The following is a 14,057-nucleotide window of genomic DNA, read 5'->3' as shown; positions in this document are numbered from 1 at the left end:
CAACAGAAGGTGCCATGCTACGGATCAAAGATATCTCCTATTCGGTCGAAGGCCGCCCGCTGATCGACCACGCGTCTGCCACCATCCCTGATGGGCACAAGGTCGGCATTGTTGGCCGCAATGGCACCGGCAAATCCACCCTGTTTCGCCTGATCCGCGGAGAGCTGACGCTGGACACCGGCGAAATCTCTTTGCCGTCGCAGGCCCGCATTGGCGGCGTCGCTCAGGAGGTCCCCTCCTCCGAGGTGACTATCCTCGATACGGTGCTTGCAGCCGATCTGGAACGCGCCGCGCTGCTGGAAGAGGCCGAAACGGCAACGGATCCTGCCCGCATTGCCGAGGTTCAGACCCGCCTTGCCGACATTGACGCCTGGTCCGCACCAGCGCGTGCTGCGGCCATTCTCAAGGGGCTTGGTTTTGACGACGAAGAACACAGCCGTCCCTGTTCCGCCTATTCCGGCGGCTGGCGGATGCGCGTTGCGCTGGCGGGGGTTCTCTTTGCGCAGCCCGATCTGCTGCTTTTGGACGAACCGACCAACTACCTCGATCTGGAGGGGGCCCTCTGGCTGGAGAGCTATCTGGCCTCGTATCCCCATACTGTTCTGGTGATCTCGCATGACCGCGGTCTGCTCAACCGGGCGGTGGGGTCGATCCTGCACCTAGAAGACCGCAAGCTGACGCTTTATCAGGGCACCTACGACACCTTTGCCGAAACGCGCGCCGCTCGCATCGCCGCCGCCCTGTCGGAGGCGAGAAAGCAGGACGCCCGCCGCGCCCATCTGCAGAGCTTTGTCGACCGTTTCCGCGCCAAGGCAACCAAGGCGAAACAAGCGCAGTCTCGCCTGAAGATGATCGAAAAGATGAAGCCGATCTCAACCCCGCAGGAAGCCGCGATGCGGGCCTTTACCTTTCCAGAGCCCGAAGAGATGTCACCCCCGATCATCCACATCGAGGGCGGCACCACCGGCTACGGCGAGGTGGAGGTGCTGAAACGGCTGAACCTGCGCATCGATCAGGACGACCGGATTGCGCTTTTGGGCAAGAACGGTCAGGGCAAATCCACCCTGTCCAAACTGCTGTCGGACCGGCTGCCTTTGATGGCGGGCAAGATGACCCGGTCCTCCAAGCTGCGGATCGGCTATTTTGCGCAGCATCAGGTGGATGAGCTGTATGTCGACGAAACCCCGCTCGACCACCTGCGCCGTCTGCGCCCCGAGGAAACCCCGACACGCTGGCGGACCCGTCTGGCAGGTTTCGGCCTTGGTGCTGAACAGGCAGAAACCGCTGTGGGCCGCCTGTCAGGTGGGCAAAAGGCGCGTCTGTCCCTGCTGATTGCGACCATTGATGCGCCGCATATGCTGATCCTTGATGAACCGACCAACCACCTGGACATCGAAAGCCGCGAGGCGCTGGTGGAGGCGCTGACAGCCTATAGCGGCGCTGTCATTCTGGTCAGCCACGACATGCATCTGCTGTCGCTGGTCGCCGACCGTCTGTGGCTGGTGTCGGACGGGACGGTCAAACCATACGAGGGCGATCTGGACAGCTATCGCGATATGCTGCTGGCGCGTGAAAAGCCCGTTGAAAAAACCGCGCCCAAAGCTGCCGCCAAACCAAAACGCGCCAGCCGGGACGAACTGCTCGCGCTGCGCTCTGAGGTCCGCAAATCCGAGGCGCGGGTCGAAAAACTGAGCGAAATGCGCGAAAAGCTGGACGAGAAGCTCGCCGATCCTGCCCTTTACGAAAGTGGCAAGTCGTCGGATATTGAGGTCTGGCAGAAGAAACACGCCGAGTGCATCGAAGCGCTTGGCCGGGCCGAAGGGCTCTGGATGGACGCATTGGAAAAACTGGAACAGGCCGAAGCGCAATGATCGACACTGCTTTTCTGATCACCTCCTTTGTGACGCTGTTTGTCATTATCGACCCGATTGGCCTGACCCCGATCTTCATCGCCATGACCCAAGGCATGAGCGCGCAGCAGAAACGCAGCATCGCCCTGCGGGCCACGCTGACGGCGGTTGGCTTGCTGGCCCTGTTTGCCGCTCTGGGCGAAGCGGTGCTGGGCTTTGTCGGCATTTCCATGCCCGCCTTTCGCATCGCAGGCGGCGTGCTGCTTTTCCTGACCGCTCTCGACATGCTGTTTGAGCGACGCAACAAACGGCGCGAAGATCGCAGTGAGGAAGATGACTTTGACGATCCGTCCGTCTTTCCGCTCGCCATTCCGCTGATTGCCGGGCCCGGATCCATTGCCACGGTGATCCTCTTGACCGGCCAGCAGCCAGGCATTTCGGGGTTTTTCATGGTCATGGGCGTGGTGTTTGCCGTTCTGGGCATCCTGCTTGTGATGTGCCTGTTCTCGGGCATGTTGGAGCGCCTGCTGGGCAAGACCGGGATCACCGTTGTCACCCGGCTTTTGGGGATGCTGCTTGCCGCGCTTTCGGTGCAATTTGTGCTGGATGGTCTGCAGGCATTCGGCTTTGCCGGCTGATCCGGGCTCTGCCCTATCTCGAAATCCAGTGTCCCTGCCCCCATATTCACCGTAACAGGCCGCGCTACCTGCGCAGGCCGGACAAGTGAGGAGAGCCCAGTTGAACGGTGACGATTATGGACGCCTGATCTATCTTGGCCTGCTGCTGGTTGCGGTGGGGTCTTGGGTTTTTGTGCAAAACCGTCAGGGTATCGGCAAGACCCTGCAGCAACTGGCGATCTGGGCGTTCATTTTTCTGGGCGTGATTGCAGGCTATGGGCTGTGGGATGACATCCGCACGACCGTCAGCCCGCAGCAAAGCGTCTTGCAGGACGAAGGTCGGGTGGATGTGCCGCGGTCACGGGATGGGCACTACTATCTCACGCTGGAGGTCAACGATGTTCCGGTGCAGTTTCTCGTCGACACCGGTGCAAGCGCTGTTGTGCTGAACGCGGCGGACGCCCGCCGTGTTGGCATTGATCTTGACGATCTGGCCTATCTCGGTCGAGCCCGCACCGCAAACGGAGAGGTCCGCACAGCCCGCACCCGCGTCGACAGCATGTCATTGGGTGGTATCACCGACCGCAATGTCAGCGTCGCGGTGAACGAAGGCCAGATGGATCAGTCTCTATTGGGCATGGACTATCTGCAGCGCTGGTCCAGCATCGAAATCCGCGAGGGCGCAATGGTGCTCACCCGGTAAGGCTGGTTGTCCGCAGCTTGCCTTGGCGGGGATCCTGCAAGCCGCCGACTGCCCCAAGAGCGGCGGTGTCAGCCCTTGCTCTCGGCCTTCTTTTCCCATTTGCCGCTTTCCTCGGACCAGTATTGCGCCGCGCAGCCTGCATCTGTGAGGGTTTTCCACTGCGTCCGCGCCCGCGCCACGGCCGCCTGATCGGTGCCATCAAACAGAATGCAGACCCGTTCCAGCGATGCCACTTCGGCTGGCGTGACATCAGCGCCATCAACCGCCATCAGGCAATGGGTGCCCTCTGCCAGTTCTGGCTGGGTTGTCAGCAACACAGGTTGCAGATGATCGCGGGGGCCACCCGCAACACCATGCGGAAGGAACCGGTCCTCTGGCCCCTGCCACAGACGATCATCCAGCCAGGTGATCCGCTCCTGATCCTGCCCGCGCACAACGATGCGCCAACCAGCGCCCATCGCCTTTTCAAGCAGGACCGGAAGCGTCTCGGCCAGCGGACGCCGTGTCAGATGGTAAAAATAGACAGCCCCCATGAGTGCGCTTAATCCGTCTCGAGCATATCCTGAACCATCCGGCTCAGGGCCATGACGCCCCAGCCGGTTGCCCCCTTCGGCGCATAGGCGGTGGGGCTGCTGACAGAGGCAACACCGGCGATGTCCAAGTGAATCCAGGGGGTTCCTTCCTGCACGAACCGCTGCAGGAACTGCGCTGCGGTGATGGAGCCTGCGGGACGGCCACCGACATTTTTCATATCGGCGATGCGGGATTTCAGCTGATCATCATAAGCCTTGCCCAGTGGCATCCGCCAGGCGCCTTCACCCTCGGCCTCTGCCGCCTTGAGGAACGCATTGCAGAAGGCATCGTCGTTGGAGAAGACCCCCGCGTTTTCATGACCAAGACCGATGATGATCGCCCCGGTCAGTGTGGCCAGATCAATCATGCCAACGGGTTTGAACCGCTCTTGCGCGTACCACATCACGTCACACAGAACGAGCCGACCTTCGGCGTCGGTGTTGATGATTTCGACGGTATCACCCTTCATCGATTTCACGACGTCACCAGGCCGCGTGGCATTTCCTGAGGGCATGTTTTCCACCAGCCCCACGAGCCCCACAACATTGGCTTTGGCCTTGCGCTTGGCCAGCGCGCGCATGGTGCCCGCAACAACGCCCGCGCCGCCCATGTCCATTGTCATTTCTTCCATGCCCGCAGCAGGTTTGAGAGAGATACCACCGGTATCGAACACCACACCCTTACCAACCAGAGCCAGCGGCGCAGCATCTGCATCGCCGCCTTTCCAATGCATCACAACAACCTTGGACGGGCTGTCAGACCCCTGACCAACCGACAAAAGGGTCCGCATGCCCAGTTCGGCCAGCTTGTCCTCTTCGAGCACTTCAACCTCAAGGCCAAGCGCCTCCATCTCGGCCAGACGGTTGGCAAATTCCGTCGTGGTCAGAACGTTTGCCGGTTCGTTGACCAGATCTCGTGTCATATGCACGCCTTCGGCAACGGCTGCCATCGGGGCAAAGGCGTCTTCCATCTCGGACGGGTTTTTGTGCGCAATGATGACCTCGCCTGCGCCGTCCTCTTCCTGTTTGCTCTTGTGGTTGTCGAACCGGTAATCGCGCAGCGCCATTCCCAGCGCGAGATCTGCCGCCCGCTGCATCGAGCCAGCCATAACAGTGACTGTCTTGCCGCTGCCAAGTGCCGCCAGCTTTGCCCCGGCCTTGCGCGCCTCGATTGGGGTGATCTTGCGCGGGGTGATCAGCACGTCCAGCGCCTCTGCCTTCATGCCCGCAGGCCATGCCAGCGAAATCACCTCACCGGCTTTTGATTTTTCAAAAGACGCCGCCTCCACCAGACGTGCAATCGCGCCTTTGGTCAGCCGGTTGGCGGTCCGCGCCGCCTGCCCCAGCGTTCCCTCCGGCGTGATTTGAACCACAACACGTCCTTCCAGATCCGAGAGGGTCTTGGGGTCAAATTCGACAAAGCGGGTCGGGGTCAGCGGACGCATGTGCGGATGTTCCTTTTGCAAATGAAAATCGAATTGCCCAACAGGTAGCTTGCCCACACAGCAATGGCTAGGGTCAAACATCCGCAGCCCGGCGCTGGCGATGTCATCCCCCTTGCAAGGGGCGCAGGAACCACATGATTTACCGCGCCGTGATCCGCTCTGCAGGCCAAGGATCGCCAACGCATAAATTGCTGGCAGATTGCAGTTTTCCCCGGCAAACAAATCCTCTAAGGTCGCGGGAAAACAAAGACAGTTAGGTCTGGGGGGATCGAGTGTCACGATACGACAGATATGTGCTGTCCCAATACCTGCTGTTTTTCGGGTTCTTCGCCCTGATTCTGGTGGCCGTTTTCTGGATCAACCGCGCCGTGGTGCTGTTTGATCGACTGATTGGCGATGGTCAGTCAGCCCTCGTTTTCTTTGAGTTCACAGCGCTGTCTCTGCCCAACCTGATCCGCATGGTTTTGCCTGTGGCGGCTTTTGCGTCCTCTGTCTGGGTGACAAACCGGCTCAACAGCGAGAGCGAACTGACCGTTCTGCGCGCCACTGGCACCAGCCCCTGGCAAATGGCGAAACCTGCGCTGGCCTTTGGGATCATCACGGCAATCATGATGTCGATCCTGACCCATTTCCTGCTGCCCACCTCTATCGCGACACTAGAGCAGCGAGAGACGGAAATATCCCGTAACGTCACCGCAAAATTGCTGAGCGAAGGCGACTTTCTCCATCCAACGCGCGGCGTCACCTTTTACATCGGACGTATCGACCCCGATGGCACGTTGAATGATGTCTTCCTGTCGGACCGGCGCAACCCGGATCAGGTGGTAACCTATACCGGAGGCAAGGCTTATCTGGTGCGCGATGAAGACCGGACGCATCTGGTCATGGTCGACGGGATGTCCCAGCGGATCGACATGCAGACCCGGCGCCTGTCCTCTACGATCTTTTCCGATTTTTCCTATGATATCAGCAGTCTTGCCAACAAGGCCGAGGAAAAGACCCGCAACATCCGCGCCATCCCGAGCCTTGAGCTGCTGCAGGACCGGGCCAGCCTGATCGCCGAAGGGCCATACAGCGCTGGCGCTTTGGCAGAGGAATTGCATCTGCGGTTTGCCCGCGCGCTGGTCTGTGTCGCTGTGGCTTTGATCGGTTTCTCGGCGCTCATGGTTGGGGGCTTTTCACGATTTGGCGTCTGGCGCCAAGCGCTGGTTGCCTTTGTGCTGCTGATCTTTGTCGAAGGGCTGCGCGGTGTCGTTTCCGAACCGGTGCTGGAAAACGCCGACATGTGGCCGCTGATCTACCTGCCCACCGCTGTCGGCGTGACGGCTGCATTGATTTTCCTCCAACTCGCGTCCAAGCCACTGGGACCGATTTGGGCACGCCATCGCCATGGCCGTCGCTCGCAAAATGGCGACGAAACAGAGGGAGGCATGGCATGACGCTGGATTTCTACTATGCGCGCCGCTTCCTGCAGTGGTTTGCCGTTATCTGCGCTGTCCTGCTGACGCTGGTGATGCTCATTGATCTCAACGAGCAGATCAGGCGGTTTGATGCGCAGGATCTGAGCTTTGGGCAATTGTTCGGGTTGACCCTGCTCAACGCTCCCGCCGCATTGAGCGAGTTTCTCCCGCTCATCATGATCCTGACAACCATCGTGCTGTTTGTGGGTCTGGCCCGCAGCAGCGAACTGGTCGTGACCCGCGCCATTGGCCGCTCTGGCATCAGGGCGCTGGCTGCGCCTGTGGTGCTGGCGGCCTTTATCGGGCTTCTTGCGGTCAGCACGCTGAACCCGATCGTCGCCGCCACCTCCAACCACTACCGCGATCTCGCGGAAACCTATCGCAATGGTGGCCCGGCCGCGCTGTCGCTGACCGGCGAAGGCCTGTGGCTGCGGCAAGGCGGTGCGCAGGGCCAATCGGTCATCCACGCCAAGGGCTATAGCGGTGACGTCGATGATGTCACGCTTCTCGGTGTGACCATCCTGTCCTATGGCCCGGAGGGGCGCCCGATCCGTCAGACCGTCGCTCGCAGCGCAACGCTGGATGGCAGCGACTGGGTTTTGACAAATGCAAAGGTCTGGCCGTTGGTGACCGGCGTCAATCCGGAGACCAACGCAACCGAACACGCCAGTTTGCGCCTGTCGACCACACTGACATCTGAACGGATCCGCGACACGCTGGGCACCGCGACGGGGATCTCTGTCTATGATCTCCCCGCCACCATCAGAGAGCTGGCAGAGGCCGGTTTTTCCACCAAACGCTACGAAGTCTGGCTGCAGGTTGAACTGGCCCGCCCGCTGTTCCTGATTGCCATGGTTCTGGTTGGCGCCGCCTTCACCATGCGTCATGCGCGTTTTGGTGGCACTGGGCTGGCCGTTCTGATGGCGGTCCTGCTTGGTTTTGGGCTTTATTTTCTTCGAAATTTCGCACAGATTCTTGGTGAGAACGGCCAGATCCCGGTGGCTCTGGCTGGCTGGGCGCCGCCGGTTGCCGCGATCCTGCTGACCATGGGTCTGCTACTACATGCCGAGGACGGATAACATGCGCCGCGCCCTGCTTTTATCGACTGTCCTGCCGTTTCTCGCGGTCGCACCGATGTCACTGCCGGCCCCCGCCGATGCCCAAGGTCGCCCCTTTGGCAGTCAGACGGCCGGGACAACGCAGACCCCTGCAATTCTGGTGGCAGATCAACTGTTCATCACACCAGAGCGCACGTTGGTTGCGCAGGGCAATGTCGAGGCGTTCCAGGGCAACACCCGCCTCAGCGCCAAGAAAATCACCTTTGATCAGACCGAAGGCTCTTTGCAGATCGAAGGCCCCATTCGCATTGACGAGGGCGAAGACGTCACCATTCTGGCGGATGCTGCGGAACTGGACCGCGATATGCGCAACGGGTTGTTGGTTGGTGCGCGCATGGTCTTCCAGCAACAGCTGCAGCTTGCATCGCTGCAGATGACCCGCGTCGGGGGCCGTTACACCCAGCTGTACAAAACCGCCGTGACCTCCTGCCATGTCTGCAATGACGGGCGTCCGCCGCTTTGGCAGATCAGGGCGGAACGGATCACGCACGACCAGCAGGAAAAGCAGCTTTATCTGGAAAGCGCGCAGCTGCGGGTGATGGATGTGCCCGTGTTCTACTTCCCGGCCATTCGCCTGCCAGACCCGACGCTGGAGCGCGCAAGCGGCTTTCTGATCCCCTCGCTGCGGACCACATCGAACCTCGGCACCGGGGTCAAGGTGCCGTATTTCCTCACGCTTGGGCCGCACCGGGATCTGACCATTGCCCCCTATGTGTCCTCGCGCACGCGGACGCTCGATTTGCGCTATCGTCAGGCGTTTCGCCGCGGCGAGATCGAAATCAACGGCGCCTATACTCGCGATGATCTCTATCCCGGCGAGGGGCGCGGGTATGTGTTTGCGGATGGTACCTTTGATCTGCCGCGCGATTTCAAGCTGCGCTTTGACGTGAAAAGCGTCTCGGACGATGCGTATCTGGTGGACTACGGACTGGATGACCTGGACCGTTTGCGCTCTGAGGTGGTGCTGTCACGAGTGAAACGCGACAGCCTGCTGCGGGCCAGCGCGATTTCGTACAAGACATTGCGGGACAGTGAAAATCAGGACCTGATCCCCTCCTCCATCGGCAATATCTACTACGAGCGCCGCTTCTTTCCGGACCGCATCGGCGGGGAAATGCGGCTGTCGGTCGAAACACATGGCCACAACCGGACCTCTGACCTGGAAGGCAATCTGACAGATGCGGCCGGGCGCGATGTGGGGCGCGCAACCCTGGATCTGGACTGGCGGCGTAGCTGGCGGTTCAACAGCGGGCTTGTAACCGAAGTCTCGCTTGGCGCGGCTGCTGATATCTTTGAGGTCTTTGATGACAGCGTCTTTGACAGCACAAGCACCCGTTTCAGCCCCCGCAGCGCCCTGACCTTCCGCCTGCCGATGACCCGGCGCGAAGGCAGCGGCGCAACGCAATACCTTGAACCCATTCTGCAAATTGGCTGGACGGATATTGGCGACACCGCCGTGCCAAACGACGAAAGCAACTTTGTCGAGTTTGATCGCGGCAACCTGCTGGAGCTGTCCCGCTTTCCCGCGACAGACGCCCGCGAGGAAGGTGTGACCGTTGCCTATGGTCTGAACTGGGCGCGCTATTCCCCCAGCGGCTGGCAGGCCTCTGCAACCATCGGCCAGGTGTTCCGCGATACCAACGAAACGCGCTTCACCAAAAGCTCCGGTCTGGGCGGCACCTCTTCGGACTTGTTGCTGGCCGCGCAACTCAAGCTGAATGACGAGCTGGCGATTTCCACGCGCGGACTGCTCAACGGGTCGCTGAACTTCTCCAAGGCGGAAGTGCGCGGCGATTGGATGACCGACCGGGCCAGCCTGACCGGCACCTATCTGTGGTTGGGCACGGATCCCGCTGAAGGACGGTCCGAGGAAACCTCTGAACTGTGGTTTGACGGCTCCTACGAGGTCTCGCCCGGCTGGACCGCAAGTGCCAATTTGCGATACGACATTTCTGACGCCCGTGCGACACGCGCAGGTGTCGGGCTCGTTTATTCCAACGAATGTGTAAAGGTCGATCTTTCGGTCAACCGACGCTATACATCGACAACAAGTGTTGAGCCGACAACGGATTTCGGCTTTACCATCGCGTTAAACGGTTTCTCCGTGGACGGCGGCAGCAAGAGTTACAGGCGATCATGCAAAAACACCTGAGTACCCGGCCCTATTTCGCGGCCCCCTTCATTTCCCGGCTGACACGCACCGCATCGGCGGTTGCCCTTGCTGCTGCGCTTTTGTTTCAGCCAGCCGTCGGCTCGGCACAGGGATTGTTTTCACCGGCCGTGACGGTGAATGACTCGGTTGTGACGAACTACGAACTGCAACAACGGGCCCGCTTCCTCGCCCTTCTGCGCGAGCCGGGCGACCCGCTAGAAAAAGCCCGCGAAGACCTGATCGAAGACCGGTTGAAGCTGGAAGTGCTGGCGCAGGCGGGCATTGACCCCACCGATGAGGAAGTCACCGCAGGGATGACGGAGCTCGCCGGTCGCGCAAATCTCAGCCTGCAGGAGTTCCTGAACGTCCTGCGCGAAAACGGTGTTGATCCGCAAACCCTGCGCGACTTCAGCCGCGTTGGCATCGCATGGCGCGGCTATGTCGGATCGCGCTACATCGGTCAGGCCCGCCCCTCGGAAGAAGAGATCGACCGCGCGATGGGCCTGTCTGGCTCCGGCGGTGTTGAGGTGCTGCTGTCGGAACTCATCATGCCGATCAACGCCCAGAACGCCCCCCAGGTCGAGGAAGTCGCCCAGCAGGTTGCGCAGATGAACACCACCGCCGCCTTCTCTCAGGCCGCGACACAGTTCTCGGCCGCTCGCACCCGTGAAAATGGCGGGCGCCTGCCGTGGATGCCGCTCACCAATCTGCCGCCGCAGTTGCAGCAGGTGGTGCTGGAGCTGAGCCCAGGCGAAGTCACCGCCCCCATTCCGCTCGACAATGCGGTTGCGCTGTTCCAGATGCGTGATCTGCGGGAAAGCGCAGGCAGCGCGCCGCGCTACGCCGCTATCGAATATGCGGCCTACTATATCCCCGGCGGTCGGACCCCCGAAGCACTTGCCGCCGCGCAAAAGCTGACTGGTCAGATCGACACCTGCGATGACCTGTATGGCGTGGCACTTGGACAGGATCCATCCGTGCTGGATCGCGTCACCCTTGCGCCCTCTGAAATTCCGCAGGATATCGCAATCGAACTGGCCAAGCTGGATCCCGGCGAAACCTCTACCGCGCTGACCCGCAACAACGGTCAGACGCTGGTCGTCTTGATGATGTGTGGCCGCACCGCCGAGGTCAACGCCGAAGCCAGCCGCGAGGCCGTGGCCAATGCGCTGACACAGCAACGCCTTGGTGCCTTTGCAGACAGCCTTTTGGAACAGCTGAAGGCAGACGCCCGGATCGACATCAAATGACCACCACTGCCCGACCTCTCCCCATTGCGCTCAGCTGTGGAGAACCGGCGGGCATTGGCCCGGAACTCGCCGCAAAGGCCTGGGAAACGCTGAAAGACAGCTGCCCGTTCGTCTGGCTTGGTGATCCTCGGCATCTGCCAGCGACAGCCATCTGGCAAGAGGTTCGCACCCCGGCTGAGGCAGTGGACGTCAGCGCGACGGCCATGCCTGTCCTGCCTGTTGAATTTGCAGCCGACAATGAGCCCGGACGGATCAATCCTGACAATGCCCAAGGTGTGATCACGGCGATCGAAACCGGTGTCGCATTGGTGACCTCCGGACAGGCCTGCGCTCTGTGCACCGCGCCGATCCACAAGAAGGCGCTGATTGACGGGGCGGGCTTTGCCTATCCCGGCCATACTGAATTCCTTGCACACCTTGGCGGTGACACGCAGGTGGTCATGATGCTGGCAAGCCCTGCCCTGCGGGTTGTGCCAGCCACCATTCACATTGCCCTGTCCGAAGTGCCCCGCAAGCTGACCCCGGAGGGGCTGCGTGCGACCATCGAAATCACCGCACAAGGGTTGAGGGATCAGTTTGGCATCCCCCATCCGCGCATTGCTGTTGCCGGGCTGAACCCACATGCAGGCGAAAATGGCGCAATGGGTACGGAAGAGCTGGACTGGATTCAGGATCTCATTGCCGACATGCAGGGGGGCGCCTATGTGCTGTCCGGCCCGCATCCGGCGGATACGATGTTTCATGCGGCGGCACGTGCACGCTATGATGCGGCCGTGTGCATGTATCACGATCAGGCGCTGATCCCGATCAAGACGCTCGATTTCGACCGCGGCGTCAATGTTACCCTTGGTCTGCCGTTCATCCGCACCTCGCCCGATCATGGCACGGCGTTTGACATTGCCGGTCAGGGGGTCGCCAACCCCTCCAGCCTCATTGAGGCGCTGCGGCTGGCGCAGAGCATGGCCGCCAGCACTTGAAACTTCCTCTTGCTGGAAATATCCCCGCCGGAGGCATGAAACCTGAAGGCGCAGCCGCTGCGCCCTGTCGCAAGGTACCGATACTATGAGCGCTATCGACTCTCTCCCCCCGCTGCGCGAGGTGATCGAGACCCATCAGCTGTTGGCGCGCAAGTCGCTTGGCCAAAACTTCCTGCTGGATCTGAACCTGACGGCCAAGATCGCCCGTCAGGCGGGTGATCTCACGGGCTGTGACGTGCTGGAAATCGGCCCCGGCCCCGGCGGCCTGACCCGTGGCCTGCTGGCCGAAGGCGCGCGCAAGGTTCTGGCGGTGGAGAAAGACAGCCGCTGCATCCCGGCCCTTGCCGAGGTCTCGGCAGCCTATCCCGGCAAGCTGGAAGTCATTGAGGGCGACGCGCTGGAGGTAAACCCCCTCACCCATCTCACTCCGCCGATCCGCATTGCAGCAAACCTGCCCTATAATGTCGGCACAGAGCTGCTGGTGCGTTGGCTCACCCCAAAGGCATGGCCGCCGTTCTGGCAAAGCCTGACCCTGATGTTCCAGCGTGAAGTGGCTGAACGGATCGTGGCCCAGCCCGGCACCAAAGCCTATGGACGTCTGGCGCTTTTGGCACAGTGGCGGGCGGATGCCCGCATCGTTCTGTCCCTGCCCCCCGAAGCCTTCAGCCCGCCCCCAAAGGTCCATAGTGCGGTTGTCCATCTGACCGCATTGGAAGAGCCCCGTTTCCCCGCTGATCCGGGCACGCTGAACAAGGTTGTCGCTGCCGCCTTCAATCAACGGCGCAAGATGCTGCGCGCCAGCCTCAAGAGCGTGAGCCCCGATATCGAAGACCACCTGAACGCGGCAGGCATCCCGCCCACCGAACGCGCAGAGCAGGTGAGCCTGGAAGCCTTCTGTGCGCTTGCCCGCAGCGTCAAGGCCGCCGAAAGCTGATCGCAATCCAGACCCACTTTACAGGGCACGCTAGCCCGGACAGAAAAAACCCGGCGCCCAGCAGACTGCTGGGGCCGGGTTTTCACATTTCAGATAGGCCAGTGGCTTATTCAGCAGCCTCAGGCGCGTCCTCTGCCGGGGGCTTTGCCTTGGGCTTGCTGGCGCGTTTTGCAGCAGGTTTGCGCTCTGCCGCCGGGCTGTCACCTTCACCACCTTCAGCCTTCGCAGCCGCATCTGCCTTGGGCTTGCGCGGTGCGCGTGGCTTGCGGCTCGGGGCCTTTTGCGGCTTGGCTTCGCCCTGGTCTGCTGACGGCTGCTCTGCAGCGGCCTGCTCCGGTGTGTCCACCAGACCGCTGTCATCATCGCTGTCGCGCGGATCAACGACGTCGGGCTGCGGTGCATCTTCGCCCCGGCTTGCCGCTTCGCGTTCCTGGCGTTCCAGCCGCTCCTGACGCTCGCGATCCCGCTCTGCCTGGCGTTCACGGTTCTGGCGTTCCTGCTCCTCGCGGCGCGCCTCGATCTCGCGTTGGGCTTCGTTCAGCATCCGCAGATAATGCTCGGCATGCTGTTGGAAATTTTCTGTGGCAACACGGTCATTGCTTAGCTGAGCATCGCGGGCCAGCTGGTTGTATTTATCAATGATCTGTTGCGGCGTTCCGCGCACCTTGCCCTCAGGACCGGAGCTGTCGAAGACGCGGTTGACAACATTGGCCCCCTGGGGGCGGTTCCGGTTCGACTTGGAACGCGAACGTGATTTTGACGATCTCATATGTCTAACGTCAGCCTTGATTGTATTTGTCGTTGGACCCAATTGGCGCGTCTTAGCGCCGGATCATCGACTATTTTGGGCTTGGCGTCGCCGGGAGGTATTCTGCACCTCGCTCAAAAGCGACACCTCTGAGTAATCATGTTCAGCCCCATCAGACAAGAGGCTGGGTTGAGTTTTCCGTGTTTTTTCTTTCAAAACTACGAATTCGGC

The 14,057-nt window shown here is 61.1% G+C and carries 12 protein-coding genes; 9 read left to right on the top strand and 3 right to left on the bottom strand.

Annotated elements, in window-relative coordinates:
• Positions 1 to 14: 14 nt before the first annotated feature.
• The 3 genes from KUV39_RS09980 to KUV39_RS09970 all read left to right on the top strand — a co-directional run bounded on the left by KUV39_RS09980 (position 15) and on the right by KUV39_RS09970 (position 3,170).
• Positions 15 to 1,871 carry an ABC-F family ATP-binding cassette domain-containing protein gene (locus KUV39_RS09980; protein WP_222459673.1) on the top strand — a complete coding sequence of 619 codons (1,857 nt, stop codon included), beginning with the start codon at positions 15 to 17 and terminating at the stop codon, positions 1,869 to 1,871.
• A complete protein-coding gene (locus tag KUV39_RS09975; RefSeq protein WP_008562061.1) occupies positions 1,868 to 2,488 on the top strand; it encodes a MarC family protein in 621 nt (206 codons plus the stop codon). Before KUV39_RS09980 ends, KUV39_RS09975 begins: the two co-directional genes overlap by 4 nt.
• Positions 2,489 to 2,588: 100 nt before the next feature.
• On the top strand, positions 2,589 to 3,170 hold the full coding sequence (locus KUV39_RS09970) for a retropepsin-like aspartic protease family protein (RefSeq protein ID WP_008562417.1): 582 nt from the start codon (positions 2,589 to 2,591) through the stop codon (positions 3,168 to 3,170).
• Positions 3,171 to 3,238: 68 nt separating this feature from the next.
• On the opposite strand, the gene KUV39_RS09965 is transcribed toward KUV39_RS09970, so the two are convergent.
• Together KUV39_RS09965 and KUV39_RS09960 are read right to left on the bottom strand one after the other, a co-directional pair.
• Entirely contained in the window at positions 3,239 to 3,703 is a 465-nt protein-coding gene (locus KUV39_RS09965; protein ID WP_008562701.1) for a DNA polymerase III subunit chi, read from the bottom strand.
• A gap of 8 nt (positions 3,704 to 3,711) precedes the next feature.
• Positions 3,712 to 5,187: a leucyl aminopeptidase gene (locus tag KUV39_RS09960; protein WP_222459672.1), complete on the bottom strand. Its 1,476-nt coding sequence runs from the start codon at positions 5,185 to 5,187 to the stop codon at positions 3,712 to 3,714.
• A 272-nt stretch (positions 5,188 to 5,459) separates the two neighbouring features.
• Between KUV39_RS09960 and lptF the strand changes: the two genes are divergently transcribed.
• The 6 genes from lptF (at position 5,460) to rsmA (ending at position 13,078) form a co-directional block, all read left to right on the top strand.
• On the top strand, positions 5,460 to 6,626 hold the full coding sequence (gene lptF / locus KUV39_RS09955) for an LPS export ABC transporter permease LptF (protein ID WP_209033473.1): 1,167 nt from the start codon (positions 5,460 to 5,462) through the stop codon (positions 6,624 to 6,626).
• A complete protein-coding gene (gene lptG, locus KUV39_RS09950) occupies positions 6,623 to 7,726 on the top strand; it encodes an LPS export ABC transporter permease LptG (protein ID WP_222459671.1) in 1,104 nt (367 codons plus the stop codon). Before lptF ends, lptG begins: the two co-directional genes overlap by 4 nt.
• 1 nt (position 7,727) lies before the next feature.
• Positions 7,728 to 9,917: an LPS-assembly protein LptD gene (locus KUV39_RS09945; protein ID WP_008560110.1), complete on the top strand. Its 2,190-nt coding sequence runs from the start codon at positions 7,728 to 7,730 to the stop codon at positions 9,915 to 9,917.
• Positions 9,902 to 11,167 carry a peptidylprolyl isomerase gene (locus KUV39_RS09940; RefSeq protein WP_046210964.1) on the top strand — a complete coding sequence of 422 codons (1,266 nt, stop codon included), beginning with the start codon at positions 9,902 to 9,904 and terminating at the stop codon, positions 11,165 to 11,167. The genes KUV39_RS09945 and KUV39_RS09940 overlap by 16 nt, the downstream gene beginning before the upstream one ends.
• Positions 11,164 to 12,144 carry a 4-hydroxythreonine-4-phosphate dehydrogenase PdxA gene (gene pdxA, locus KUV39_RS09935; RefSeq protein WP_222459670.1) on the top strand — a complete coding sequence of 327 codons (981 nt, stop codon included), beginning with the start codon at positions 11,164 to 11,166 and terminating at the stop codon, positions 12,142 to 12,144. The genes KUV39_RS09940 and pdxA overlap by 4 nt, the downstream gene beginning before the upstream one ends.
• 85 nt (positions 12,145 to 12,229) lie before the next feature.
• On the top strand, positions 12,230 to 13,078 hold the full coding sequence (gene rsmA / locus KUV39_RS09930) for a 16S rRNA (adenine(1518)-N(6)/adenine(1519)-N(6))-dimethyltransferase RsmA (RefSeq protein ID WP_222459669.1): 849 nt from the start codon (positions 12,230 to 12,232) through the stop codon (positions 13,076 to 13,078).
• A gap of 106 nt (positions 13,079 to 13,184) precedes the next feature.
• On the opposite strand, the gene KUV39_RS09925 is transcribed toward rsmA, so the two are convergent.
• Complete coding sequence (locus KUV39_RS09925) at positions 13,185 to 13,847, bottom strand: DUF4167 domain-containing protein (protein WP_008558746.1); 663 nt, start codon at positions 13,845 to 13,847, stop codon at positions 13,185 to 13,187.
• Between the last annotated feature and the right edge of the window lie 210 nt (positions 13,848 to 14,057).

The organism is Phaeobacter italicus, assembly GCF_019801785.1.
GTDB lineage: Bacteria > Pseudomonadota > Alphaproteobacteria > Rhodobacterales > Rhodobacteraceae > Phaeobacter > Phaeobacter italicus.
This window is presented reverse-complemented; position numbering and strand designations above follow the sequence as displayed.

Excerpts from the sequence above, each read along its gene's own strand:
- KUV39_RS09980 (WP_222459673.1), top strand. The coding sequence starts at position 15 with ATGCTACGGATCAAAGATATCTCCTATTCGGTCGAAGGCCGCCCGCTG.
- KUV39_RS09975 (WP_008562061.1), top strand. The coding sequence starts at position 1,868 with ATGATCGACACTGCTTTTCTGATCACCTCCTTTGTGACGCTGTTTGTC.
- KUV39_RS09965 (WP_008562701.1), bottom strand. The coding sequence starts at position 3,703 with ATGGGGGCTGTCTATTTTTACCATCTGACACGGCGTCCGCTGGCCGAG.
- KUV39_RS09960 (WP_222459672.1), bottom strand. The coding sequence starts at position 5,187 with ATGCGTCCGCTGACCCCGACCCGCTTTGTCGAATTTGACCCCAAGACC.
- lptG (WP_222459671.1), top strand. The coding sequence starts at position 6,623 with ATGACGCTGGATTTCTACTATGCGCGCCGCTTCCTGCAGTGGTTTGCC.
- KUV39_RS09945 (WP_008560110.1), top strand. The coding sequence starts at position 7,728 with ATGCGCCGCGCCCTGCTTTTATCGACTGTCCTGCCGTTTCTCGCGGTC.
- KUV39_RS09940 (WP_046210964.1), top strand. The coding sequence starts at position 9,902 with ATGCAAAAACACCTGAGTACCCGGCCCTATTTCGCGGCCCCCTTCATT.
- pdxA (WP_222459670.1), top strand. The coding sequence starts at position 11,164 with ATGACCACCACTGCCCGACCTCTCCCCATTGCGCTCAGCTGTGGAGAA.
- rsmA (WP_222459669.1), top strand. The coding sequence starts at position 12,230 with ATGAGCGCTATCGACTCTCTCCCCCCGCTGCGCGAGGTGATCGAGACC.
- KUV39_RS09925 (WP_008558746.1), bottom strand. The coding sequence starts at position 13,847 with ATGAGATCGTCAAAATCACGTTCGCGTTCCAAGTCGAACCGGAACCGC.